This is a genomic window from Burkholderia sp. KL41, from assembly GCF_057005415.2.
This window is the reverse complement of sequence record NZ_CM189268.1, coordinates 83,886-106,988: the sequence shown is the minus strand read 5'-3', so window position 1 is coordinate 106,988 and position 23,103 is coordinate 83,886. Positions and strand designations below refer to the sequence as shown.

The 23,103-nt window shown below is 66.1% G+C and carries 19 protein-coding genes; 4 read left to right on the top strand and 15 right to left on the bottom strand.

The genetic code is table 11. The features are described from left to right. Positions 1–139 precede the first annotated feature (139 nt). Entirely contained in the window at positions 140–1,249 is a 1,110-nt protein-coding gene (locus PQB87_RS34550) for a polyamine ABC transporter substrate-binding protein (RefSeq protein WP_489245165.1), read from the top strand. Positions 1,250–1,469: 220 nt separating this feature from the next. Here PQB87_RS34550 and PQB87_RS34545 read toward each other — a convergent pair whose 3' ends face one another. The 6 genes from PQB87_RS34545 to PQB87_RS34520 form a co-directional block, all read right to left on the bottom strand. After that, complete coding sequence (locus PQB87_RS34545; RefSeq protein WP_489244805.1) at positions 1,470–2,861, bottom strand: hypothetical protein; 1,392 nt, start codon at positions 2,859–2,861, stop codon at positions 1,470–1,472. A gap of 468 nt (positions 2,862–3,329) precedes the next feature. After that, positions 3,330–3,929, bottom strand: a complete 600-nt coding sequence (locus tag PQB87_RS34540; RefSeq protein ID WP_489244803.1) for an SLOG cluster 4 domain-containing protein — start codon at positions 3,927–3,929, stop codon at positions 3,330–3,332. Beyond that, entirely contained in the window at positions 3,926–5,173 is a 1,248-nt protein-coding gene (locus PQB87_RS34535; RefSeq protein WP_489244801.1) for an MFS transporter, read from the bottom strand. Before PQB87_RS34535 ends, PQB87_RS34540 begins: the two co-directional genes overlap by 4 nt. A 297-nt stretch (positions 5,174–5,470) precedes the next feature. Further along, positions 5,471–5,800 carry an H-NS histone family protein gene (locus tag PQB87_RS34530; RefSeq protein WP_027792132.1) on the bottom strand — a complete coding sequence of 110 codons (330 nt, stop codon included), beginning with the start codon at positions 5,798–5,800 and terminating at the stop codon, positions 5,471–5,473. A 360-nt stretch (positions 5,801–6,160) separates the two neighbouring features. Next, complete coding sequence (locus PQB87_RS34525; protein ID WP_489244800.1) at positions 6,161–7,510, bottom strand: reverse transcriptase family protein; 1,350 nt, start codon at positions 7,508–7,510, stop codon at positions 6,161–6,163. Between the two features lie 253 nt (positions 7,511–7,763). Continuing rightward, positions 7,764–8,336: a plasmid fertility inhibition factor family protein gene (locus PQB87_RS34520; RefSeq protein ID WP_489244798.1), complete on the bottom strand. Its 573-nt coding sequence runs from the start codon at positions 8,334–8,336 to the stop codon at positions 7,764–7,766. A 617-nt stretch (positions 8,337–8,953) separates the two neighbouring features. Here PQB87_RS34520 and PQB87_RS34515 point away from each other — a divergent pair. Next, the gene (locus tag PQB87_RS34515; protein ID WP_021160117.1) at positions 8,954–9,226 is read left to right on the top strand and encodes a type 2 periplasmic-binding domain-containing protein; all 273 of its coding nucleotides are present in this window, start codon (positions 8,954–8,956) and stop codon (positions 9,224–9,226) included. A gap of 429 nt (positions 9,227–9,655) precedes the next feature. Further along, positions 9,656–10,084: a VOC family protein gene (locus PQB87_RS34510; RefSeq protein WP_059682881.1), complete on the top strand. Its 429-nt coding sequence runs from the start codon at positions 9,656–9,658 to the stop codon at positions 10,082–10,084. A 141-nt stretch (positions 10,085–10,225) separates the two neighbouring features. Here the strand turns inward: PQB87_RS34510 and PQB87_RS34505 are convergent, their stop codons facing one another. From PQB87_RS34505 to PQB87_RS34485, 5 genes are all read right to left on the bottom strand, one after another. After that, the gene (locus tag PQB87_RS34505; protein ID WP_059489286.1) at positions 10,226–11,209 is read right to left on the bottom strand and encodes a M14 family metallopeptidase; all 984 of its coding nucleotides are present in this window, start codon (positions 11,207–11,209) and stop codon (positions 10,226–10,228) included. Positions 11,210–11,290: 81 nt separating this feature from the next. Next, entirely contained in the window at positions 11,291–12,619 is a 1,329-nt protein-coding gene (locus tag PQB87_RS34500) for an MFS transporter (protein ID WP_059651978.1), read from the bottom strand. A gap of 179 nt (positions 12,620–12,798) precedes the next feature. Beyond that, entirely contained in the window at positions 12,799–13,707 is a 909-nt protein-coding gene (locus PQB87_RS34495; protein ID WP_111939566.1) for a LysR family transcriptional regulator, read from the bottom strand. 122 nt (positions 13,708–13,829) lie between these two features. After that, positions 13,830–14,783, bottom strand: a complete 954-nt coding sequence (locus PQB87_RS34490; protein WP_489244795.1) for a dTDP-4-dehydrorhamnose reductase family protein — start codon at positions 14,781–14,783, stop codon at positions 13,830–13,832. A 399-nt stretch (positions 14,784–15,182) separates the two neighbouring features. Next, positions 15,183–15,596, bottom strand: a complete 414-nt coding sequence (locus PQB87_RS34485; RefSeq protein WP_027792143.1) for a DoxX family protein — start codon at positions 15,594–15,596, stop codon at positions 15,183–15,185. Between the two features lie 1,003 nt (positions 15,597–16,599). On the opposite strand from PQB87_RS34485, the gene fliD reads away from it, so the two are divergent. Beyond that, the gene (gene fliD / locus PQB87_RS34480) at positions 16,600–18,102 is read left to right on the top strand and encodes a flagellar filament capping protein FliD (protein ID WP_060064336.1); all 1,503 of its coding nucleotides are present in this window, start codon (positions 16,600–16,602) and stop codon (positions 18,100–18,102) included. Between the two features lie 200 nt (positions 18,103–18,302). Here the strand turns inward: fliD and PQB87_RS34475 are convergent, their stop codons facing one another. From PQB87_RS34475 to rbsK, 4 genes are all read right to left on the bottom strand, one after another. Next, positions 18,303–18,950 carry a hypothetical protein gene (locus PQB87_RS34475; protein WP_048029150.1) on the bottom strand — a complete coding sequence of 216 codons (648 nt, stop codon included), beginning with the start codon at positions 18,948–18,950 and terminating at the stop codon, positions 18,303–18,305. Between the two features lie 810 nt (positions 18,951–19,760). Then, positions 19,761–20,708: a dihydrodipicolinate synthase family protein gene (locus PQB87_RS34470; protein ID WP_059492515.1), complete on the bottom strand. Its 948-nt coding sequence runs from the start codon at positions 20,706–20,708 to the stop codon at positions 19,761–19,763. A 37-nt stretch (positions 20,709–20,745) separates the two neighbouring features. Beyond that, positions 20,746–22,065, bottom strand: coding sequence for an MFS transporter (locus tag PQB87_RS34465; RefSeq protein WP_176100060.1), 1,320 nt, complete (start codon positions 22,063–22,065; stop codon positions 20,746–20,748). A gap of 60 nt (positions 22,066–22,125) precedes the next feature. Then, entirely contained in the window at positions 22,126–23,052 is a 927-nt protein-coding gene (gene rbsK, locus PQB87_RS34460) for a ribokinase (RefSeq protein ID WP_489244791.1), read from the bottom strand. Between the last annotated feature and the right edge of the window lie 51 nt (positions 23,053–23,103).

Genomic DNA, 23,103 nt, shown 5'->3' with positions numbered 1-23,103 from the left:
GTGCGAGCCGGCCCGCAATCGAACGGATTCCTGATCGTCGCGCACCGCGCTCGCTCACGCCCGCTTCATCCGATGAACCGTCGCGCACCGGCCCGCGCATCGCGGATCGACACGCGCCCTGAAAATGGAAGACTTCGTCATGCGAATCCGCACGCTTGCCCGCAGCATTGCAACCGCCGCCACCCTGTCGGCCGCCGCGTCCGCCGGCACGACCGCCCACGCGGCCGGTGAACTGAACATCTACAACTGGTCCGACTACATCGCACCGGACACGGTCCCGAACTTCCAGAAGCAGACGGGCCTCCACGTCCGCTACGACAACTACGACAGCGACGACACGCTGCAGGCGAAACTGATGTCGGGGAATTCCGGCTACGACATCGTCGTGCCGACGTCGAACTACATGGCCAAGCAGATTCAGGCGAGCGTCTACCAGCCGCTCGACAAGTCGAAGCTGCCGAACCTGTCGAACCTCGATCCGCTGCTGATGAAGATGGTCGCCGACGCCGATCCGGGCAACCAGTACGGCGTGCCATGGGCCTACGGCACCGACGGCATCGGCTACAACGTACAGGCCGTGAAGAAGGCGCTCGGCGAAAAGGCGCCGGTCGACAGCTGGGCGCTGGTGTTCGATCCGGCGAACATGGCGAAGCTCAAGAGCTGCGGCGTGTCGTTCCTCGACCAGGCCGTCGACGTGTTCGCGGCCACGCTGCAGTACATGGGCAAGGACCCGAACAGCACGAACCCGGCCGACTACCGCGCGGCGTACGAGGTGCTGAAGAAGGTGCGCCCGTACATCACGCAGTTCAACTCGTCGGGCTATATCAACGATCTCGCGAACAACGACCTGTGCGTGTCGTTCGGCTACTCGGGCGACGTCGGCATTGCGCACCGCCGCGCCGCCGAAGCGAAGCGCCCGTACGAGATCCGCTTCGCGAATCCGAAGGAAGGCGGGCTGCTGTGGTTCGACATGATGGTGATCCCGAAGGATGCGCCCAACCGCGACGCCGCGCTGAAGTGGATCAACTACCTGCAGGATCCGAAGGTCAACGCCGGCATCACCAACGCGGTGTTCTATCCGACCGCGAACAAGGCCGCGCGCCAGTACGTGAAGCCCGCGATCGCGCGCGACCCGTCGGTGTATCCGGCCGACGAGGTACTGAGCAGGATGACGCTGCTCAAGCCGATGCCGCCCGAGATTCGCCGGCTGCAGAACCGGCTGTGGGCGCAGTTGAAGACGGGGCGTTGAGCGTCGCGCCGCGGGACTGAACCGTGCCCTGCGGCGGCTCACGCCGCAGGGCACGGTTCCGATCGGCTGCGGAATAGTCGGCCTATCCGACAGGGCGTCGACCGCCTGCCCCAACTGACCGACGAGCCCTCGTCAGACTTCGGCTTCGCGACGGACGGCCGCGACTCTCCGCGTAAGGCTGCCGTCGATCGGGCTCCCGCAAAGGCCAGCTGGTCTCGACTTATCGTTTTCCGCTCCGGGGCATCGCGAATCGCAGTAATGCCACGCAGATCGCCACGCTCCCTGCGATCACCCACCAGATGATCTGCAATCCTCTCCATGAAATCTGCCAGAGACGACTAACCCAGTGCATGCTTCTCCGCCTCTCGGTCGGCGTGCGCTTGTTCAAGCCCACCGTCTTGGCCGTCGCCAGCGCGATTTTCCCGCCGATGACAATGGAAAAAAGCACGTAGTAGATCCATCGATAGTGCTTCGACCGACGATCGTCGTTGACCTGCGTCAGTAGTTTCTCTTGCCGGTCGCGAAACGCGACAAGTGTCGAGACGACACATTCGCTTGCAAGCGATGCCGGATTGAACGCATCGTGCCTGACGTCTCGCCCGTCAAGCCGCTCGGGAAACGACGTGCAGAACTGTATCGGGGTTCTCAGGCACCGCGACGATGACGGCGGCAACACGCTGACCCTATCGTCGATCCGCGTCACAGGACACATGTCCTCGTTGTATGTCGCAATTTCGTTTCGCAACGACGTGATTTGCTCCGGTGTCAGACGTTGCCCGTTGATCTGGTACATATCCGCCGCGGCGTGCGGCCCCGTGACGACAAAGACAGCCGGATCTTCTGCCGAGTAATCGAGCAGTGTTTGCTGCACGCTCGACGCCCAGCGGCATGACAGGCTCTCCCCCAGCCTGTTCTGCGCGCACCACGATTCATACCGTTCCGCCTGCTTCAACAGATAGGCGCTCGCTCTCTGCATATCGCGGGAACTCTCCTGCAGAGACTGGACATGCCGGTTCGCTTGCGAATCGAACACGAAAAAAATGCCCGCGAGCAACGCGGCCGCGTACCAAACATGATCGTAGACATGCCCGAAACCGTCGCCGATCGGAAGGAGGTCGATGAGCACAAGCACGCCGCACCATCCCGCGACCAGCCCTAAACCTACCAGCGTCAGCATGCCCCAACCGCTGCCCAGCACACCGCTCCCGCCGATGACGAACGAATCGGGCACAAACGAAATCAAGGGCCACCAGCCCTGCAGTACCAGCAACCCCGGCAGCAAAAGAATTGACAATGCAACCAGGGCCCCCTTCTTCCGGGCGAGCACATATCCCGTCGTGATGTAGAGAAACGCCAACACCAGCAAGAGTATCCAGAGCACGACCAGAATCGGCAGCATCGCTTCGCCTGGCGACCAATAACTCGAAACGATCTGCCCCTGCGCATCCTTCTCGACAAAATTCGACGAGACAAGTCCGAGTCCTTCAAAACTTTGCTGAATATTCCAGGCGCCGCCTTTCAATATCACGAGATAGGGGTATATCAGCCAGCCCAAATATTTGCCGAGAAAATACCCCGACCGCTCCGCGACGATATAAACAATTTCATTCATTTTTCAATCCATTGAATCAACACGATCGACCCATCTAAAATCCCGGCCTTAACCAGAATCATTCTAGGTGTGATATGCCAAAAACAACAATCAACGGATCTCTTTTATATATTCTAAAAAATCAGTCTCTTTGTCTTATTTCACCGGCAATCTCGTCTTGACGGACTGGTTTGCCGGTCGGCGCCTCGCCAGGCATACGAGCACTCCTGCCGGAGCCGCACACCCCGCACCGTGTTGCATGTCACCACCGCGAACACCGTCACGACGTGAACCGCATCTACCAACATGTCGACCGGCGCCCCCCGTGGCGTCTGGGCCAGATGTGGTGCGAGACCATCGGTCATGCCTCTGTTCGCGGCTCGACCATGATGCAATGACTGCCATTCGACCGTGAACGTGCACTCGGCATGCGGGATGACCGGCCGGGACACGAGCGTGTCCGATCTCCACCGAGGCCGATTGCATCAACTATCGCGACACCTGCTCCGCCGAAAACGCGTCTTCCACGAACCGGATCACGTCGTCGAGCGACGACGTGCACGTGGCGCCCGCCGCGAGCACGCGAAACGCACCCTCCGGCCCGAAGCAGACGAGCGGTTTGCGCCAGCGCCGCGCGAGCGCAATCTCCTCGGCCGTGCCGTGCCCGCCCGGCAGCGCGACGATCAGGTCGCTGCTCAGCACGTTCACGTAGTTGCGGTTGATCGTGTGCGGCTCGGCATCCGGCTCGCGGCGCGGCAGCGGCGTGAGGATCGGGATGTCGACGAACGGATGCGGATAGCCGTCGAGCGGCACGAAGCCCGCGAGCGGATCGGCCTGCGTCGGCAGGATGCCGATCGATCGCCCGGCCCGCCCGGGCACGCCGGCGAACGCCCGCGCGACCGCCAGCATCACGCCCTGCCCGCCGCCCGTCAGCAGGTTGAAACCGGCCTGCGCGAGCCATGCGCCGAGCGGCTCCGAGAACACGAGCCACGGCTCCTTGCCCGAGCCCATCACGCCGATCGTCCTGTTCTTCTGCTGCATCGTGGTTTCCGGAGAAATGGTTGGAGTGCGCGCGCTCGCCGCGCTCATTCGAGCTCGACGCCCTTGAGCTCGGGAATCAGGAACAGCGTCGCGACCATGTCGAGCACGTAGAGGCCGGCAAGCATCGCGATGGCCGTCTGGAACGAATAGTGCGCGGCAAGCGCGCCGACCGCGACCGGGCCGAAGCCGCCCACCGCGCGGCCGATGTTCCACAGCACGTTCTGCGCGGTTGCGCGTGCGGCCGTCGGATAACCCTCCGACATCAGCGTCCCGTAGCCACCGACCATCCCGTTGACGAACATGCCCATCAGCGCGCCGGCCCACAGCATCGCCGTCGGGTCCGACAGCTGCGCATACGCGATGACCGTCGCCACCGCGCCGAGCTGGTACAGCAGGAACGTCGGCTTGCGCCCGATGCGGTCGGCCAATTGCCCGAACACCCAGACGCCGATCATCATCCCGACGACCGTCACCGCCGTCCACACCCCCGACTTCGTCAGCGAGAAACCCATCTGTTTCGACAGAAAGGTCGGCAGCCAGATCATGATCCCGTAGTAGCCGAAGTTCTGGACCGAACACAGGATCACGATGCCGAGGCTCGTGCACGCGGTACGGCCGTCCGCGACGAGCAGGCGGAACGCGTTGGCCTTCGGCTGCGCCGCGCGCTGCACGAACGCCTCCGGCTCGTGCAGCTTGTTGCGCATCGCCCACGCGAGCAGCGCGGGCAGCACGCCGACCAGGAACATCCCGCGCCAGCCGATGTGCTGCAGCAGGAACGGCGTCAGCAGGGCGGCCAGCAGCACGCCGGCCTGCCAGCCGAGCGCGACGTAGCACGACACGCGCGCGCGTTTGCTGGCCGGCCACGCTTCCGCCGCGAGCGCCATGCCGATCCCGAACTCGCCGCCCAGCCCGATGCCCGCGATGGTGCGGTAGACGAGCAGATCCCGGAAGCCCTGTGCGAACGCACACAGCCCGGTGAAGACCGCGAACAGCAGGATCGTCCAGGTCAGCACGCGCACGCGCCCGTAGCGGTCGCTCAGCGCACCGAACAGGATGCCGCCCGCGACGGCGCCGATCAGCGTCCAGGTGACGAGCGCGCCGCCCTGCCCGGGTGTCAGGTGCAACGCCGCCGTGATCGCCGGCAGCATGAAGCCGAGGATCAGCAGGTCGAAGCCGTCCATCGCATAGCCGATCGCCGATCCGGCCAGCGCTTTCCACGCGTACGCGCCGACCTGCTCGACGCGCGGGGCCGACGGGCCGCCGAGCGTCGGAGATTTCATGTTTGCTGCCATGATGTCCTGCCACGATTGTCCGGCGACATTCTAAGGCCTGTGCCCGCGAACGAAGGGCCGGCAGGTCGGCACGTGGCGAGGGTCCGCGCGCGCCGGCACCCGCCTGCGGGACGGCATGGCGGCAACCTGCGGGTCATGAACGGGAGAGAAAAACGGCGGGCCGGTGTCGGCGGTGAAGCCGGCGATGTCGCGGTCAGGGCGGACACCGGATGAACGACTACGTGGGGGGAGCGGGTTGCCGGCCGGCCCGCTTGCGCGAGCCGGAGGGCGCCGGATGGTCCGGCGGCCTGGCCGGCTTCAGCCCTGGTCGTCTCCGGGCCACCAGGTCTTGGCCTCGCGGTCGACGGCGAGCGTGTCGAGATCCTTGCCTTCGAGCCATTTCGGCCGCGGGCCGCGGCCCGACCATGAGCGGCCGGTCGTCGGATCGTAGTACTTGGCAGGTGCCTTGCGTTTTCGCTGGACGATATAACCGAGCGCGCTCAGCACTTCCTGCTGCGAAATTCCCAAAAGCTCGACCTGTTCCTTGAATGCCGCGAGCGCGGCCTGCTTCTCCTTCTGCTTCGCATCCGACAGCTTGATATTCAGGTCCCGAAGTTGTGCTTCGAGTTCCTGCAGGGCCTGGGTCATGTATTCATCCTCTTTGGGCATGTTTTCGCAAAAAGCTCCGATGGCGGAACCTACCACGAAGTTCCGCCGATGGGTGCTGTCAAATATATGTATCGTTTGCCTGAGCCGGCGTGGCTTGCGCGATACGCACTAAACGACGTCGCGCGTCAATCGATGACAGACTGAACCGGCCCGGCGACGCGCAGCCCGCCGCATACGAAGGCACGGGCGAACGACTGCGGCAAGTAAGCGCCGCACCAGGCACTGGCGCGGCATGGCGCGAATGATAGCAGTGCACGGCATCGCGATGCAGAAGTCGTCGGCCGGCGTCGATCCGAACCCGGTCGCTTTTTGGCCGCTTTTCGGTCGCTTTTCAGCCGCTTACAGACCGACTTCGCGGGCGTCCCACGCGATCCTGTCGAACAGCGCGCGCAGCTTCGCGCCGCGCGCCGCGTTCAGCGCGGCCGCATGCGCGACGCGCCCGGCGAGATGCGCGCGGAAGTCCGGACACGCATCGCGATTCTGCGACGCCGGCCCGCTCCGGATGCAGTTGGTCAGGATGGCCTTCAGGAGATCGAACTCATCGCGCGCCAGGTTCGGATGACGATTGACGACCACGCCGGCGAGTTGCTGGCGCATGCCGCGCCGCATCACGCGCGTCTTGCGAAGGTGCAGCGCAAAGCCCTCCTCGAGCGCGATCGCGGCAACGCGCACCTGCAGCCGCTCGACGTCGCGCGCCAGCGCGCCGCCGCCGGAAAATGCGAGATCGTCGGCATAACGCGTGTAGGTTGCATCGAGCGAACGCGCGAGCGCGGCGAGCCGCATGTCGAAGCGGAAGGCGCTCAGGTTCGCCAGCGCCGGCGACGTCGGCGCCCCCTGCGGCAGATGGCGTTCGCGATAGCGCTGGCGGCCGATCCAGTCGAACCGGTCACGCAGGTCCGGCGCGAGCAGCCGCGTGGACGGTACGCGGTTGGTGCACATCCCGGTGAGCGTGCGCGCGACTTCGGCCGGGTACCCGAGCGTGACGAACAGCGCGTGAATGCGCGCGGCGCGTATCGATACGAAGAAATCCGCGAGGTCGAAACGGACGACGACATCGCGATCGGCATGCGGCGCCGCGAACGACACGATCCCGTGCCCCTTGCGAAAACCGTGTACCGCATCGTGTGGCGCAATGCGGTCGAGCAGCCCGTGCAGGATGCGGCGCTGCGCTTCGCGCAGCCGGCCCTTCGGGATCTCGACCAGGCGGCACCCGCCGCTGCGCTTGTCGTGCGCCACGTACGTGTAGTGATGCAACGGCGTGGCGCCGCTGCGCGCGTCGACGCGCCAGTGGTCGGACAGCCAGTCGAGTTCAGGCACGCGCACGCCGAGCCAGTCGGCGAGATCGCCGGGCGTCGCCCATTGCGGCACGTCGCAACCGGCCAGCGGCACCGGCAACGGCTGCTGGACGAGCGGCCGCCGCACGACGCGGATCGCGGCGGGCCGATCGCTGCCGTACCACGCGAGCACGAACGGCGGCGCATCGGCGAGGTGCGCCGCAAGCGCATCGATGTCGACATCGGCCCAGCGCGCGCCGAAGCGCACGAGCGCGGCATCCGCGACTTCGTGCGTCCACGGCGGCGCGGCGCCGAGCACCGCCGCCATCCGGGACAGGACGCCGGCACGTTCGGGCGCACCGGCCAGCATCGCCTCGGCAATCGTGCGGGTGGTATCGCGCAGGGATGAAGACATGGAAAAGGATGGGCGGGACGATGAGCCAACGTGACGGGTACTGCGAGGAGTCACGTTGCGCAACGCGCAACGGCGCTCCTTGCGACGCATCGGGATGTCGATCTGATCCACGGGGTAGCCCCGTAGTCCTGGAACATCGGCTGCCTGTTCCGGGCGTGAGCTTGACCCACCGGCCCGCGATGCGACTTTAAAGGCCGCGAACGCGGCGTGTCAAACCGGGGCGATCCGGCGCCGCCGGATCGCGACGACCGACCTACGCGCGCCGGGAAAACAGTTCGCGGTACGCGATCGGCGCGACGCCGACGCCGGCCATGTTGTTCAGCATCGTGGCCCAGGTCGCGTTGTCGAGGCTGACCGGAAACGACCGCACGCGGTTGGCGAGCAGCCAGAAGGTACGCGTCATGCCGTTGCTCATCGCGACTTCATACCCGCCTCCCTCGATCCAGTAGCCGACCGGCGGCAGTGCCACCGGTTCGAGGCGGCCGGCCCGGAACGCGGCGGCGGCCGACGCGTACTTGCTGTTGAGCGGCATGACGCGGCGCGGCACGCAGTCCTGCGAGTTCGGCTGCGGGAATCTCGGGCTCGTGCCGAGCCACAGGCCGTAGAACGTCTGCGCGTCGAGATGCACGACGTAGCGCTCCGTTTCGGCGGGCGTCGCCGCCATGTAGCAGTCGGCCTGGCCCGGAACGGCGACACGCCATATCGCGCGCTGCGCGCTGAGGTCGACCAGTTCGCTCGCCTGCGGCCGCGGGTGGACGGGAGACGGTCGTCCCGCTTCGCGCAGGTCGCGCGCGCGATCGAGTCCGATACGAAGACGTGTCAGCATGGGCCCTCTCTTGCTCTCGTGATTTGTTCGAATGAGCCGGGGTGCGGGCGAAACCATCGTCGCGCGTCGGCACACCGTGTGCCCGGCGCTCCCGGTGTGCCCGGGAACCCGCGCAGTGTAGCGCCTTTCCGTTCGGGCACGAGTCGCGTCGTGCCAGGGATTTCTCCCGCGCTCGAACGATCGAACCCCATGAACGCCCATGCGCTTCGCCTGCCGCGCCGGCACCACCATCGATCATCGCCTCAATATTCGCCGCCGATTATTTGAATATCGAAACAATCAAAAAATAAAAACAACACCATCCAGAATTCAATTAAATCAAATTCAAACAAAAAATTATCGAATCCCATTAACGATAAATTAATTCGATTGGCGCCCTCAAACCCAAATAAATAGTCTGTGTTGTGCGCCGCAACACCGCGATTCAAAAATCAAAGAGGTAACGGAGGCGCAGCACGAATCCTTTCATTCGTGCTTTGTCGCAAAGTTCCAGCTTGCCAGGCCCTCGTTGATTTCCAGACGCTTGCGAATCAGCAATCCGGAAGGACAGACATGTCTTTCCGGACGTGGCCGACGTCGTCAGATCGCATCATTTCATTCAATTCCAAAGGAAAGTCATGAAGAAGATTGCAACCGTGCTGTTTTCAGCACTGATGCTCGCCTCCACGTGCGCGTCCGCACAGGCGCTTTGCAAAGCCGGCAAGATCGACAAGATCGAAACCGACACCACCGGCAACCTGCTGGTGACGATCAACGACGGTGTCTACTCGTTCAGTGCCAAGGAAGTTTATTCGATTATTTACCAGGCATATTCAGAAAACAGAAATCTGTTTATCTATGGAAATAATTGCGCGAATGGCTCGCCGGCGACCCGCTTTGCGATTCGTTAATCGACCTTGAAGCACTCGACGATTATCGATACGTGAAGCCCGGTGCTGGATTGACGGTCTGAATCCAGCACCACCGCGGGCTGGGGTGCCGATACTGCGCGACATGGCACCTGCATGCCCGCGACCTGTTCATCCATCTGCCATTCCCGTCCGGGTACCGATGAAGCCTGCCGGCTTGCCGTTGCGAATCAGCCGTCGTCCGGCGTTTGGCGCCTCCACCGCATCATCGCGACATTCACGCCGAGCCGGATGCCCGGTTCGTTGCGCGAGGCTCGCGTGTGATTCCATGTGCGGCTTGTGAAAGCGCCTGCACGTCCGTAGCATCAGGCATCCCTGCGTCGGCGACCGTCGGGGCCCGGCCATGAGCAGACGCCCGGCTGTCGGATATCGCCATGCGCAGACCGTACCCATCCACGTCGAAGGCGCCCAATGATCGACCACGTTTACATCTCAGTCACCGACATCGAAAAATCACTGGCCTTCTACGCTGAAGCCTTGAAGCCGCTCGGCTGGAGAATTTTCGGCAACTACGACTCCGCTTCGGGCCCGGAAAGCGTCCCTGATCTTTACGGCATCGGCGACGATGTGTACGGCAAGGGAGCGGGCGTTGGATCGAGCATCTGGCTGCGCAAACGTCATCCCGGCGAGACCGGGCTTTACGTCGGGATCGTCTGCGATACCAACGAACTGGTCGACGCCGCCTACGCCGCCGCGATCAAGGCCGGCGGGATTGACGAAGGGAAACCGGCGGATCGTACCTACTTCGCCCCCGGCTACTACGCCGCCAACGTAGCCGACTTCGACGGCAACCGTCTCGAATTCGTACACAAGGCGTGGAACCCGAAGCGACACGCGTAGCACATTGATGCACGGGCGCCCTGGCTGTTCGGCCTGCGCCGCCCGCGCCGACGCGTGAATCGCATGCGGCATGGCGCAACCCGCATCGGCGGAGGGGCGCGACCGCGCGGGCCGTCTCCCGGCGGTCCGCCCCAGGCGACGTCACCGATCCAGCAAGCGCCCCAGTCGCATCATCGTGACGTTCACGCCGAGATGCCGCATCGACGGTTGCACGATCACGCAGTTGTCATACGGCGTGACGATCACATGGTCGCCGTCGCGGGCAATTTCGGTGCCGGCCTTCCCGATCACCTCGAGCCCCGTGAACGGTTGCGAGAACCGGAAATCCATCGAACGCGCGACGACCGGCTCCGTGATCTCGACGAACTTCTGCCGCACCGGCACGGCCTGCGTGAGGAAGGCCGCGACGTCGTCGCGCGCGACCACACCCGCATGCAGCAGGAAGCGCGCCGCGCTGTCGAGCGCGACGTCACGCGCGCTCGCGGCGAAGTGCTGGCCCGTCTCGATCAGCAGCGCATTCTTCGCGCTCGCCGCGTCGCCGAAGCCGCCGTAGTCGCGCAGCCGCGTGCCGTTCGCATGGCCGCGATCGATGATCACGTGTTCCGGCGTGCCGATTGCGGCCGCCAGCGCGATCGCCTTCTCGAGCGGCCCGGTCATCATCAGCGGCGCGGACGCCTCGTGCATCGAATGAATGTCGAGCAGCAGGTCGACCGTATCGAGCAGCGGACGCATCGCGCGCGCACGCGCGAGCTCGCGGCTGTCGCGCGTGCCGTCGAGCGCGGCCGGCGTCCACACGCGATTCATGTCCTCGTCGAGGTAGCGCGTCGCATCGGCGTTCTCCGCACTGAAGTGCTCGTATGCGCCCACGTTGCCGAAGCCGAGCGACAGCCGGCCCGCAACCGGCTGCAGGCCCGCGGCCAGCAACGTGTCCACCGCGATCGCGCCGCTGACTTCGTTGCCGTGCGTCAGCGCGAGGATCATCACGTGCTTGCCGGGCCGGCCGCTGTCGAACGTATGCAGATAGTCGATGCCCGTATTGCCCGCGCGCCAGCGCGAGATGTCGGGGAAGGCCACTTCGATCGGATAGGCCGGCAAGGCGGCGCGGATGGCTTCAAGCGTGGTCATGTCGGAAAGGCTCAACAGGGTTCGGGAAAGGCACGGCCGGCGTGTGCCGGCTGCGCCGGAATCGGGTTGGCGGCCGGCGCGTCACGCCCCGGTCGCGCGTGTCGATGGCGCGGCGGCGGCCGCCGCGCCGCGCATCCGGCGGCCGAGCGAAATCACCGACGTGATCCCGAGCACGGCCGTCGCCATCACGTAGAAACTCGGCGCCAGCTTGTTGTGCGTCGCGTCGATCAGCCAGGTCACGATCAGCGGCGCGAAGCCGCCGAACAGCGTCACCGAGAAGTTGTACGACAGCGCGAGGCCCGTGCCGCGCGTGCTCGTCGGGAAGATGTCCGCGAGCAGCGCCGGCAGCGGCGCGAGGCTCACCGCGATCAACAGGCCGACCAGCGCCTGGACCGCGAGCAGCGTCTCGACCGTCGGATAGCGGTTCAGCACGACGAACAGCGGCCACGTCGTCACGCCGACCAGGATCAGCGCGATCAGCATCACGCGGATGCGGCCGAAACGGTCCGACAGATGCCCGACGACCGGCGCGGCGACCATCAGCATCGCGCCCGTGACGACCGCGCCGAGATACGACGACGTGGCCGGGATATGCAGCTGCTTGACCGCGTACGTCGGCATGTACAGCTTGTGCACGTAGTTGAAGGCCGTGGCCGTCGCGACCACACCCGCGCCGAGCAGCATGTTCGCGCGATCGCGCACGAACACGTCGCGCAGCGGCGACTTCGCGCGCCCTTGCTCGCCCAGCCGGCGGAAATCGGCCGGTTCGTCGATGTTGCGGCGAATGTAGAGCCCGACCGGGCCGATCAGCAACCCGACCGAAAACGCGACGCGCCAGCCCCACGTATGCAGCTGGTCGGTCGTCAGCAGCAGGCTCAGCAGCGCCGATACACCGGCCGCGAGCACCGTCGCGAGCCCCTGCGTCGACATCTGCCAGCTCGCGAAGAAACCGCGGCGCTTCGCGTCGGCCTGCTCGACCATGAACGCGGTTGCCGCGCCGAATTCGCCGCCCGTCGAGAAACCCTGCAGCATCCGCGCGACGATGATCAGCAACGGCGACGCGATGCCGATCTGCGCATACGTCGGCGCGAACGCGATCATCGCGGTGCCGAGCATCATCAGCCCGATCGACATCGTCAGCGATGCCTTGCGGCCCGCGCGGTCGGCATAGCTGCCGAGCACGATCGAACCGAGCGGACGCGTGACGAACGAAATGCCGAACGTGCCGACCGACAGCAGCAGCGAAGTCGCCGCGTCATGCGTGGGGAAAAACAGCTGGCCGATGACGATCGCGAAGTAACCGTAGATCAGCAGATCGTAGAACTCCAGCGCGTTGCCGATGCTCGCGGCGCAGATCTCGCGCCACGGGTTGTGCGGGGCCGGCGTCGCGCCGTGTGTATTGCGGGTCATCCCTTGCTCCTCCGGTAATGCTGGCCGTCAGGATTTTGAAAGACGGCGCGCGGCTTTGCCGGCGGCCGTTCGGGCCAGTCAAGCGCGGAGTGTAGGCAACGTGGGGCGGGCGTTCGTGCCGTTTCGGCACGCAATCGTGCCGATCGGCGCGCAGGCGGCGCGGGCGCTGCCCGCGGAGGCTACGCGGCGCCGTCGTCGCGGGCCGGCGCGGTGCGCCAGATCGCGTCCAGTACCGGGTGCGGGTCGTTCCGTCGCCGGTACAGCGCAATGTCGAAGCCGATCTGCCAGTCGGCGCCCCCGACGATCGCGAGCTCGCCGCGCCGCACGTCGTCGGCGACGAGCCGCTGCGGCAGCCACGCAAGGCCGAGCCCGCGGCGCGCCATCGCGAGGATCGCTTCGTACGAGTCGGCCTGGTACACGGGCCGCAGCGTCGGGCGGCCGGGCATTTCGGCGAGATGGCGCGACAGCACCGCGCGCAGGGTCAGCGTGCGCGCGAACGCGAGCCACGGCAGCGGCGCCTGCCCGGCCGGCAGCCGGTAGCGCACGCTGCCGCGCGCATCGAACGCGCTGACCGGCACCAGCACCTCGCGCGCGACGGACAGCCAGTCGAAGCGGTCGCGATCGATCAGCAGCCGCGTATGCGGGCTCGAATAGACGATCAGCATGTCGGCGTCGCCGGCCGTGAGCTGCAGGATCGCTTCCTCCGCGCTGCCGGTCGACACGGTCGCCGTAAAAAAGCCGGCGCGCGCAACGGTCTCGTCGTACCAGTCGGGGAAGAAGGTGGCCGAGAGCGTGCGGCCGGTCGCGATTCGCAGGTTGTTCTCCAGCACCGGCGACGCTTCCTGGAGTTGCGTGCGGGCGCCGTGCAGAATGTCGAGCGCGTTCGATGCCGCATCGAGAAAGACGGTGCCCGCCGCCGTCAGTTCGAGCGGCTTCGTGCGCGCGATCAGGCGCGCGCCGACCCACTCCTCGAGCGACCGGATACGGCGGCCGAACGCCGGATGCGTGACGAACCGGTTCTCCGCCGCGCGGGTGAAGCTGCGCGTGCGCGCGAGTTCGACGAAGTCTTCGAGCCATTTCAGTTGCATGGCTGGGCTCCTGGGTGGGCGATGATGGGCCGGCCGGTGCGCGCGGGCCGCCTCCGTCGCGCGGCTGCGGCTACGGACGGCTGCGGATCACGCGGCGCGGGGCCGCGGCGTGGCGCCCGATCCTACAGCGTCTGCGGCGCATCGCGCAGCACGGCGCGCAGCGCGATATCGAAAGGCGTCGCGTGATCGATCCCGGCTGCGCGCACGCGCGATGCGTCCAGATGGCAATCGTACGGACGCGGCGTCGCGTCGGTCGGCTGGTCGATCCGCGTGAGCGATGCTTCGATGCCGAGCGCGGCCGCGATCCGCTGCGCAATGTCGTACTTCGTCATCGGCTCCTCGCCCGACCAGTGACGGATGCCCGTGATCGACGCACCCGCGAGATGGCGCAATGTCAGGTCGCGGATGACGTCCGCGACGTCCGGCGTATACGTCGGGTAACGGATCGCCCAGGCGTCCATGCCGACCGCGTCGGTGCCCGGCCGTGCGGACGCGGCGATCGCCGGCACGAGACTCGTGACGGCCGATTCGCTCCAGTCGACGATCGGGCCGTACAGCAGCGGCAGGCGCAGCACGCACGACAGCGGCGACGCGGCGAGGAGCGCCGCCTCGCCTTCCAGCTTCGTGCGGCCATAGATGTTCAGCGGATTCGGGGTGGCGTCCTCGCGGTACGGAGCGGCCTTGCCGTCGAAGACGTAGTCGGTGGAGATGCCGAGCGTCCATGCGCCGTGGCGCGCGGCGAGCGCGCCGATGCGCGCCTGGGCGGTGACGTTGATCGCGCGTGCGCCGTCAGGATCGCGTTCGCAGACGTCCGGGCGGCGTTCGGCCGCGCAGATGATCACGGCGGCCGGCTGGCGGGTGGCGAACAGGTGTTCGAGGGCCGGCTCGTCGAGGACGTCGAGTTCGGCGAGGTTTTCCGCCGGCAACGCAAGGCGTTTTGCGCCTGCGCCGTGCGGGTTGCGGATCGTCGCGACGAGGTTCAACGAAGACTCGCGGGACAGCGATGCGGCAACCGCGCGGCCGAGGAGGCCGGCGGCGCCGATGAGAAGGACGGTCGATTGCGGCACGGTAGCCATCTGTGAAAGGGGAACGGGGATTTCCGAGAGCCTATCCCAACTTTTGCATGCCGGGCATAAACCGATGACCAGCGCGCCGCTTCATGCCGCGCAAACGCAAGGCAGCCATTTCGATCGCAGGGGCTTTAACCCGGAGCGATCCGGCAACGGATGCCCGGGACACGCGATCGTGCGACGAATGACGAGCAATCCGTCGCGATCGTGGCAGCATCGACACCGCCCGAATCAATCAGGAATTCGAACATATCCGCTGCGTGCCGATCAGTGAGCGGCGGCACATGGACTCCGGCTGCTCTGCGGCACCGCGCACGCGCCACACGTCACACCCCGCCCACAAAAACAAAACCCGGCGCACTTTCGTGCACCGGGCTCCGAGCCGAACGGAAACGCCGCCCCGCCTTACTTCCGGTCGAGCGAATACCGCCCCGGCCCGGTCAGTGCGAGCAACAGCAGCCCGCCGATGATGCTCACGTTCTTGTAGAAGTTGATCATCGCCATATATTGCTCCATCCCCTGCAGCGCCCAGTAGCGATGGCCGATCAGCGCGGTCGCGAGCGTATAGGCGGCGAACACCAGTGCGAGCGGACGCGTATAGAAGCCGGCCGCGATCAGCAGGCCGCCGACCAGCTCGACCGCCACCGCGATCACCGCGGCCAGTTCGGGCGCCGGGTTCCCCGTCGACGCCATGTACGCGACGGTGCCCGAGAAGCCGTTCAGCTTCTGCCAGCCGAACAGCACGAACAGGATCATCAACAGCACGCGAGCCGCCAGCAGCAGCTCGTCCTTCTTCGACTCCAGCGAAACGTAACGCATAACAATCACCCTTGAATTGACGGTTTGATGCATCCGGTGCCGGGAGGCGCCGAATCACTCCTCGCACGATCGGACAGCAGGCCGGAGGGCCCGCCGCCGAAGAATCCGTCGGGTTGCGCCGTTCCCGGCGCGCTTCCGATCGGTTCTGGCGAAGCACGGATGCAGTCTACTGTCTCGTCACGAATCATCAATCCGTCAAAGAAGGATTCGCTGTCTCGTTCAAGTGGACAATCGAAGACGAACACGCCGACGAGCAAAGGTCGGCAGGCAGTGCAAATCGACCCGCTCAATGTTTCCGGAACACGGAAACACCCTGTTTCTTTCAGGCCACCTGATTCAATCGATATTTTCGACTTCAATTGACACGAATCGGTCACAACCGCGTATCACGACTATCATTAAACGACGGGTCCGATATGCGATTCACAAAGGCTGGCTTGATTCCCGCAACTCGCCCGGCATTGCAATCGACCTGGCATTCCGTTGCATAAAAAAGCACATGGCCCGGAAACGAACATCGGCAATGCGAAAACGTTTCGCGGGCAGGCGGGCTGGAATCGTCGGTGACGCGCATCGTCCGTCAGACAAGGATTTCAGCCCGGCATCGACCGGGAAACACCCTTTCCACACACCGTCGATTGATCCAATGTTTAGCAGAACCAGCGCAAAACCTTGACCCATCCTTCTCGCCCTTTGCCAGTTTTCAAAACCGTGAAAAATGCTTGAATAAATACAACCGAAACGGTGTGTTTACGGCAAAGAATCGCAGACCTTTAGCCCTCACTCAAACACCCCGCTCCCATCTGCATTTTTCTCGACATGAATTACAAAAAATTACCAAGTAATACCGATTTAAATATACGATAGCGCACGTCCTTACGTTTTCCCGACACTCCCGTGAACCCCGGGAACGCGTCGCGCCGGACGCGCCCTGCCTTCGAAGCGCCGCAGGCCGACCCGGCAGCCGCTCGTCACGGGATCGTTATTCAACCGGAGACCACCCATGGCAACGAACACGCCCGTGACCAGCGGCGCGAACACGAACAGCCTGTTGCAACAGGCGGCGCAATCGATCATCAACGGCTCGACCGGTAATCCGTCGATGGACGTCGGCACGCTCGTCAAGACGCTGGTGAACGCGAAAACCGCCGGCCGGGCCGCGGCGCTCGCCGCGTCGCAGACCACCGGCACGACGCAGATTTCCGCATTCGGTGCGCTGTCGTCGGCGCTGGGTGCGCTCGAGGCTGGCCTTACCTCGCTGGCGAATGGCGGGCTGCAGTCGACGTTCACCGCGGTCGCGAGCGGCAAGGGCCTGACCGCGACGGCGGGTGCGGGCGCGGTGGCCGGCACCTACACGATCGGCGTCACGCAGACCGCGACCGCGCAGGCACTGGCTTCGTCGGGCTTCGACGGGAGCAAGGCGCTCGGCACCGGCACGCTGACGCTGTCGCTCGGCAGCCAGTCGTTCAAGGTCGACGTCACCGGCACGAACAACACGCTGTCGGGCATCGCGGCCGCGATCAACTCCGCGGCGAACAACCCGGGGATCAGCGCGACCGTGATCAACGGCACCGACGGCGCGCACCTCGTGCTCGCGTCGACGAAGACGGGCTCCGCGAACGCGATCAGCGTCGCGGTCGGCAACGTGGCCAACGACAACGGGCTGTCGAACCTCGGCGTCACGTCGACGGCCGACACGACGGGCGGCGCGTCGAAGATCGAATCGGCGAACAGCGCGGCCGCGTGGCGGCAAAGCGCCGTCGCGCAGGACGCGAAGTTCACGCTCAACGGCATCGCGTCGACCAGCGCGAGCAACACGGTGTCGGGCGTGCTGAGCGGCGTCACGCTGAACCTGTCGGCGGCCGCGGTCAGCGCGACCGACACGCAGACGCTGACGGTCAGCACCGATACGAAGTCGCAGGCGGCCACGATCACGAACTTCGTGAGCCTCTACAACACCGTCGTCAAGACGATGGGCGCGCTGTCGAGCTACACCGAAGGGGCGAGCTCGCAGGGTGCGCTGATCGGCGATTCGACGCTGAACACGATCCGCAACTCGCTCGCGTCGATCGTCGCGCGCGGTGTCGCGAACGAGAACGGCAACGGACACACGAACCTGATGGCGATCGGCATCTCGCTCGAGAAGGACGGCACACTGAAGGCCGACAGCGCGAAGCTCGACAGTGCGCTGTCCAGCAACCCGTCAGGGGTCGCGCGCCTGTTCAACTCGACGAACGGGATGGGCAAGCAACTGACCGACCAGATCGCGCCGTTCACGAAGAAGGGCGGGATGATCGAGGTGCGCACGAACGCGCTGAGTGCCAACCTGAAGCGCGTCACGCAGCAGCAGACGGATCTGGCCGACTACGCCGCGCAGTTGACCAAGCAGTACCAGGCGCAGTTCACGGCGCTCAACACGCTGATGGCCAAGATGAACTCCAACACGCAATACCTGACGCGGCTGTTCGGCGGCGCCAACAGCAGCGGCACGCTGGCGAACAAGTGACGAGCGCCCGGGCGGCCCGATGATCGCGGCGGCGGCCGCCGGTCTGTGGATCGACCTGCTCGCGCCACCGCGCGTGGCGTCGTGCCCGGAAACATCGTTCATACCCGGCTGTGCGCAAGCGCGCGCCGGGCGCCCTCCGCCGGTTCGCGCTCCATCCCGGCGGGCTGCTTGCCCGCAGTTCACCCCGAAGGGCCGTGCCGTCAGCCGAGACCTTCGACGCGATCGGCAAACAAATCGATCGCACGCGACACCTGACGCCCGAAATAGCCTGGCCGTTCGCGCTCGTATGCGCGCAGCAGCGACGTGCATTCACGCTCCGCCCAGCGCCACACGGGGCCCTGTTTCGCGAAGACCGGATGATCGTGCAGTTCGGCCGGTACCGCGTGCTCGTCGTCCCAGCCCCAGAAATACGCCTGGTACGCGCGCGCGTACGGCATCCCCAGATGGCTCGCCACGGTCTCGTCGTGGCGCAGCGTGAAATCGACGATTTCCTTGCGCGCACGGCCGCCGATATCGTCATGACGCGCCTCGATCCAGCAGTGATACCTCGCGAGCTGCGACAGATGCCGCGCGGTGCGGCGCCGCTCGCGCGTCGTGCACAGCGCATACAGGTTGCCGCCGCCGAAATCCAGCACCTCGCCACCCGCGAACGGCCGGTACGGCTTGCCGGTCAGCAGCGTCAGCACCTGCGCGCCGACGATCGCGTAGTCGGCACATCGCATGTAGCCGCTGCGCGTCGTCGCTTCCGACACGCTCCGGTGGACGACCTCATCGATCACGGCGTGCAGCATGGGATCTACCGGTGCCGCCAGGATCGGCGGCTGGCTTGTCGTCGTCACGTGTTGCATGGGAAGCGGATGCGGATTCAACGGTTCGTCGGGAAAAGCGCTCGGCGGCGCGATATTACGAATCGTTACAAGAAACGATGAGGGGCGTTGATCAGATTTGTGTGCTTTTGTCGCCCTGCGTGAACATGCAGCGGTCGGCCGGCGGCGGTTGATCGCGGGACGCAACGCATCGGACGGACGAGCGGCGGCGCCTTGGCTTGGCTTGGCTTGGCTTGGCTTGGCTTGGCTTGGCTTGGCTTGGCGCTCGGCTCGGCTCGGCTCGGCTCGGCGCTTGGCGCTTGGCGCTTGGGGCTTGGGGCTTGGGGCTTGGGGCTTGGGGCTTGGGGCTTGGGGCTTGGGGCTTGGGGCTCGCGGCTCACGGCTCGCGGCTCACGGCTCGCGGCTCGCGGCTCGCGGCTCACGGGCGAAATGGTGCGATGGAATAGATGAAGGTGGGACCGCGCGTCGGTGCCGTATCGACAGCCCATCGTCATTCATGACGACGGGCAACCCTGACCGTCGACGAATGCAGCGGCCCCGCCGCGACAGGCACCCTTGCCGCCCTCGACAGCACGGAAACGCCCGATGGATTCGCCGCGCCACACGTTGGGGCCGGGCACGCGCCGGGTTCACATCATCGGCGATCGCGGATACGCCACCAACACCGCTTGTCGCGACGCGTACACAACGCAACGCATCGCGACGAACCGACCGTGCTTGCAGCCACCGTGCGCCACCCTGCGCCTCGCGAGAACCCCACACGCGAGCATCCGCCTGCCCGGCCCGCGATGCCGTCGCGCATCGCAGAACACGGACGACACACCGCGCGCCCTATTGCGCAGCGATCCGACGACGGAAATGCTCGGTGCCGGCCACGATCTTGTCGAGCACTGCATCGAGTGCCCAGAATCGTTCACGCACGTCGTAGTCGATCGCACGGCAGCGGATCGACGCGAAGGTGCCGATCCGCTGGTGATAGAGCTTCGCGAGCGCCGGGTACCCGAGCGCCTCCGACACCGCCGAGACGACCAGGAACGTCGAAAGCTCGTCGGCCAGTTCGGGATGCGCATCCCCTTGCGTGCGCAACCACCGGTACAGATCCGGATGAAAGTTGGTGAACACGCCGTTGAAGCCGGCGGAACCCGCCTTCATCGCATCCCGCGCGATCGCGGCATTCGCGTTGAGGATCTTCAGCGGCGAGCCCTCGGCGAGCGCGACCCGCCGCTTCACCGTTTCTAGGTCGCAGCTCACGTCCTTGAGCATCACGAACCGGCCCGTGTCGATGCACGCGCGCAGTTCGTCATCCGACAGCAGCCGCCGGTAAGGCGCCGGACATTCGTACAGCCCGAGCGGCAGGTCCGACGGCAATCGCGCAAGCAGCCGGTGAAGGTGGTCGAGCAACGCGGCACTCCCCTGGCGCTGCGGATCGAGGCGGTTGGTCACGAGCACGACGCCCTGCGCGCCCGATTCGGCCGCCGCGCACAGCTCCGCGGCCTGCGCGTCGAGATCGTCGCTGATGTGCCCTGACGCGACGACGGGCACGCGCCCGGCCACCCGCTCGACCACGAAGCGCGCGAGCTCCGCGCGTTCGGCCAGACTCAGGAACTGCATCTCGCTCGATTGCGCGACCGCGAACAACGCATCCGCGCCGTGCGCGAGATACCACTCGATCAGCCGCTCGAGCCCTGCGTAGTCGATCGCGCCGGCATCGTCGAACGGCGTCAGCATCACCGGGACGATCCCTTCGATGGTCACGTTCGCTTGCTGCGGGTGTTGCATCTGTTTCTCCTTGCTTCAGTGAATGCGGGGGGTAGGCTCACGCGGGCAACGGCCCGGGCGCGGCGTTCGCGGCCTGCTCGGGAATCGGCTTGCGCACCAGCAGCAGATAGGCGATCGCACCCGCGAACGCGATCGCCGCGGCGGTCAGCAGCGCCGGCACGAACGACCATTTCTGCGCAATGATGCCCGTCAGGATCGGCGCAAGCGCGCCGCCGACGAAGCCGCCGAAATTCTGGATCGCGCCGAGCGATGCGACGCGGCTCGGCGGCGCGGCCGCCGTCGCGAGCGCCCACGAGCAGGCCGACGCCGCGTTCGCGAGAAAGATCACGACCGAGATGCAGGCGAGCGCCACCGTGTTGCTCTGCACGAGCGCGGCCGGGATCGTGAAGACGACCATCCCGAGCATCGCGACCACCACCGCATTGCGCCGGCTCACGACCGGCGAACGGCTGCGGCGCGTAATCAGGTCCGACACCCAGCCGGCCACCAGCGAGCCGACGAACCCGCACAGGAACGGCACCGACGCGGCGAAGCCCGTCCGGATCAGGCTCATGTGCCGCTCCATCGTCAGGTAGCCCGGCAGCCAGGTCAGGTAGACCCAGTTCAGGTACACGGATCCGAAGTAACCGACCAGCATCCCCCAGGTCGTGCCGTGCGAGAACAGGCTGCGCCATTCGACGAACGTCAGTTTCGGTGTCGCGGTTACGCTTTGCGCGTCGGCATCGAGGTAGTTGCGTTCGGCGGCGGACAGTTGCGCGCGCACCGGATCGCGATACAGCGCGAACCAGACGACGGCGACGACGAGACCGAGTGCCCCCGTCGCGATGAACGCCCAGCGCCAGTCGAACGACGCGACGAGGATCGACAGCAGCAACGGCGCAAGCGCGGTGCCGAGCGGCGACGCGGCGTTGAAGATCCCGGTCGGCGTGCCGCGCGCGCGCAGCGGAAACCAGTTGCTAACCACCCGCGCGGCCGACGGGAATTGCGGCGCCTCGCCGATGCCGAGCACGATGCGCGCGACGATGAACCAGCCGAAAGTCGACACGATGCCGCCCGCCGCCTGCGCGAACGACCAGACGATCAACCCGACGCCGAGCAGCCGGCGCGGCCCGATGCGGTCGACGAGCCCGCCGACCGGAAACTGGCACAGCGCATAGCTCCACGAGAAGGCCGACAGCAGCAGCCCCATCTGCGCGAGCGACAAGCCGAGATCGCCGCGGATCGCCGCGCTCGCGACGGCCAGCGTGCCGCGATCGAGGTAGTTGACGATGCCGCTCGCCATCAGCAGTGCGAGCGCGATGCGTTGCCCGCGCCGGATACGCGGCGGTGCGGGCGGAACGGTCGAGGTTTCGTTCATTGCGGTTGTCTCCATGTCACTGGTATCGGCCGGTTCCGGCCTGTCCGTCTGATGCGGCATTCAGGGTTCGAAGCGCGCCACTTCCTCGCGCGTCGGAATCGAGGTCTGCGCGCCGTGGCGCGTCACGCTGATCGCGGCGGCGCGCTGGCCGAAGCCGATCGCGTCGTCCATCGACGCGCCGCCCGCGCGGGCGGCCGCGAACCCACCGACGAACGTGTCGCCGGCCGCGGTCGTATCGACGGCGGCCACCGTCAGCGCCCGCAGGCGGCCGTTACCGGCGCCGCCGCGCCAGCAGACGCCCCGCGCGCCGAGCGTCACCAGCACGTTGCCGACGCCCTTCGCACACAGCGCATCGGCGGCGCGCACGGCCGATGCGTCGTCGCCGACGGCGATGCCGGTCAGCGATTCGGCTTCGGTTTCGTTGACGACGAGGTAGTCGACCCGTGCCAGCAGCGCGTCGAACAGCGGCTGCGCGGGCGCGGGGTTGAGCAGCACCGGCGTGTGGTGCGCGGATGCACAGGCAATGGCGCGCGCGACGGCGGCAACCGGCACTTCGAGCTGGCACACGAGCAGCGCGGCCTCGGCGATCGCATCGCGCGCCGCGTCGATCCGGTCGGCGTCGAGGCGCGCATTCGCGCCGGGCACGACGACGATGCTGTTCGCACCGCCCGCGTCGACCGTGATCGTGGCCACCCCGGTCGCCGTGCCGCCGATCCGGCCCAGGTGCGTCACGTCGATGCGTTCGGCCGCCAGCGCATCGTGCAGGCGCGCACCGAACGCGTCGTCGCCGACGCAGCCGATCATCGCGACCGACGCGCCCAGCCGCGCGGCCGCGACCGCCTGGTTCGCCCCCTTGCCGCCATGAACGGTCTGGAAATCCGTGCCGAGCAGCGTCTCGCCCGGCACCGGCAGGCGCGGCGCGCGCGTCACGAGGTCGATGTTCACGCTGCCGACGACGGCAATGCGCGGTGAAAGGATGTCGCTCATCTTGTAATGTAACCGCTTACATTTGCGGCGGACAAAATGGCCGGATCGGCC